Source organism: Aureimonas pseudogalii (genome assembly GCF_014196835.1).
Lineage (GTDB): Bacteria > Pseudomonadota > Alphaproteobacteria > Rhizobiales > Rhizobiaceae > Aureimonas > Aureimonas pseudogalii.
Map to the genome: position 1 here is coordinate 1 of NZ_JACIEK010000044.1, position 2,757 is coordinate 2,757.

Consider the following 2,757-nt stretch of genomic DNA (forward strand, 5'->3'; position numbering starts at 1 on the left):
GATCTCTTCGGGCTTGGGGCGTCTTGCCATGTCCGTCCTCCTTCAGGCTCCAAAAGCCATACTGCAGGGCGGACCATTTCAATGGGGGCGGATCAGCTTTCTAACGACACTTTTGGAGAACGAGTTTTGACACAGCCTCGGTCGATCGCCGATGGACTGCTTCGGGAAGTCCGCTTCTCCTATCGCCTGAGACCGAACGAGGTGGCAAGCGGACGTCAGAGCGTTCGCTGACTGACGTTTTCGGCGAGGCGCACGAGGTACCCATCAGGGTCTTGAACGAGACACTCCCGCTGGCCGCGTTCCTCGTCTCCGATCCGATACCACGCCACGCTTGGATTCTCGAACAGTTGCCAGGAGGCGAGGTAGAGCGAAGCCAAGATCGGGTCGAGCCGATCAACCATGATCTGAAAGTTGACTCCCCGCCCTAGGGGGCGCTCCAACGGGCCCGTCAGCCAACGGCCGTTAGTTTGGCAAACCATGATCTGAGCACGGCCCCGAGCGAGAAACGCAAAACGCGCAGCCGGGCGGTCGTAGGCAACCTCAAAGCCGAGTAGGCCGCACCAAAAGCTGAGGCTGGCATCGGGGTCGAGGACGTCAAGCTCTGGTGTCAGCGCCGCAATACCCCCTTCGGGCATCATGCCCGAACTAGAGGATTGTGCACGAGCCACAGGGTCAGCAAGCGGTTCCATTGGCGTAATCTAACTTGGACGACACAGGTGCGGTCAAGGTCCGCTGTTGATCGCCAGCAGCAGGTCTCCAACCGAATTATCAATTCTGTCTCATATGTGGAACGGCCCGGTTGGCAAGGTAGTCGCCGCGTCATTCGCCGTCGGACGGTGCAGTCATATGTCCGGGCTGTTGGCGCGGTCCCGGACCGCTGACCACGATGAGATTCGCGATGCCGATCGCCGAATCAAATTCACGCGCTCGAAGGCGCACTGAGTCAGACGGTCTGGTCGGCGTCAAGGTGTCGCCCTCGGGTTCATCACGCATTGGCACCTTGCTGTCATCCCGGCATCAGAATGCCGGAGTCCTTCTCATCTACACTCGCGCCATGATCGACGGCGCCTGGTAGACGCCTCCCTTCACGAGCAGCGCCCAGATCGTACGCGCCATCTTGTTGGCCAGCGCCACGGCCGCGATTTTGTAGGGCCGGCGGGCCAGCAGCGAGACGACCCAGGCCGGCAGCTTCACCCCGCGACGAGCCTGCTTCAGGATCGAAGTCGCCCCGACGATCAGCAAGGTGCGCAACTGCTTGTTGCCCTGCTTCGATATCCTGCCGAGCCGTTCCTTGCCGCCGCTCGAATGGGCTCGCGGGGTGATCCCGATCCAGGCCGCCAGATCGCGCCCCGTCGGAAAGGCGCCTGGATCCTGGATCGTTGCCCGGACCGTCGCGGCGATGATCGGTCCAACTCCCGGAATGCTGGTGAGCCGTCGAGCGGTATCGTCGCCCTTCACGGCGGCCACGATCTTCGTGTCGAGCGCCTCAATGCGGCCCGTCAGTCTCTCGATCTGCTCCGCCATCTCCAAAAGCGCTGCCCAAGCCGCAGATGGGAGGCGGGCTTCGTTCTCGTCGCGTAGAATGGCGATGAGCTTGGTGACGCTGGTCATGCCGGTCGCCGCGATGATGCCGAGTTCCGCCATGTGGGCGCGCATCGCATTCGCCGTCTGTGTGCGCTGACGCACAAACAGCTCGCGGGTCTTCAGGGCCATGCCGGCGGCCTGCTCATCCGGAGCCCTGATCGGCACGAAGCGCATGGTGGGTCGCATCACCGCCTCGCAGATCGCCTCGGCGTCCGCCGCATCGGTCTTGTTGCGCTTCACGTACGCTTTGACATAGGCCGCCGGCATCATGCGGACGGTATGGCCGAAGACACCGATCTCATTCGCCCAGTGGTGCGCGCTGGCACACGCCTCGATCCCGACAAGACAGGGTTCAAGGTTAAGGAAGAAGTCCAGCACCTGTGATCGCCGCAGAGCGCGGCGGACAACGACGCGGCCGTCCTCTGCGATGCCGTGGACCTGGAAGACCGACTTGGCCAGGTCCAGTCCGATCGTCGTGATCTTCTTCATGGAACGTCTCCCTGTATATCGTGGCAGCTGCCCGTGCACGATAGGCAACCTCGAAGCTGCCTCGAAGGGCCGTTCCACACCATCAGATTTCGATGGCGGCTCCAGGTAGCCAGAAGCGAAGGACTGTGGACCAAAGGGGTTCCTGAAACGCAGTATGTTCCTTTACAGGCCTCTTACCCCCACCAGAACGATCGACCACACGACGAGCATCAGGAGGCAGAACCCTACCCGATCCACCACTCGCCATGGGCGGTGGACCCTATCGGCTACCACAAAGGCGCCAAGAGAGGCCAAAAACGCGCAAACCGGGAAGAGCGCGTGCACCATCAGTTCTCGTGATGAACTGGCCGCACCCGATGGATCGGTGTCCATAGGCTCGCTGGTGTCGAACGCAAGCAAGTCGCCGAATGGATATGCGACGAGCGCCCCCACCACAACGGGAAGGAGATGGCTCGCCCAACCCCATCTGGAACAAACGCGCGCGGTCGTCAGCGCCGCCAGTGCCGGCACCACTGGTCTGCCCCCTGAAAAGTGGCCCTCCCTGAAGTAGGCTTTCGAGCCTTTGGAGGATGCCAGGAATGCCGCAAAAGAAGTGGACTTACCCCGGGAAAGTGGAGAGCGGTTTCGATATTACGCGGCTTGTCTCTCGAACTGAAGCGGGCTGATGAAGGTTAGCGCCGAATG

Annotated in this window: 2 protein-coding genes; both read right to left on the reverse strand. The window is 61.7% G+C overall.

Features of this window, described 5'->3' with window-relative positions:
- Positions 1 to 215: 215 nt before the first annotated feature.
- Positions 216 to 689 (reverse strand): bleomycin resistance protein, encoded by a 474-nt coding sequence (locus GGR04_RS23605; RefSeq protein WP_183203037.1) that lies wholly within the window; start codon positions 687 to 689, stop codon positions 216 to 218.
- 352 nt (positions 690 to 1,041) lie between these two features.
- A complete protein-coding gene (locus tag GGR04_RS23610; RefSeq protein ID WP_183203039.1) occupies positions 1,042 to 2,073 on the reverse strand; it encodes an IS110 family RNA-guided transposase in 1,032 nt (343 codons plus the stop codon).
- Positions 2,074 to 2,757 lie beyond the last annotated feature (684 nt).

Excerpts from the sequence above, each read along its gene's own strand:
- GGR04_RS23605 (WP_183203037.1), bottom strand. The coding sequence starts at position 689 with ATGGAACCGCTTGCTGACCCTGTGGCTCGTGCACAATCCTCTAGTTCG.
- GGR04_RS23610 (WP_183203039.1), bottom strand. The coding sequence starts at position 2,073 with ATGAAGAAGATCACGACGATCGGACTGGACCTGGCCAAGTCGGTCTTC.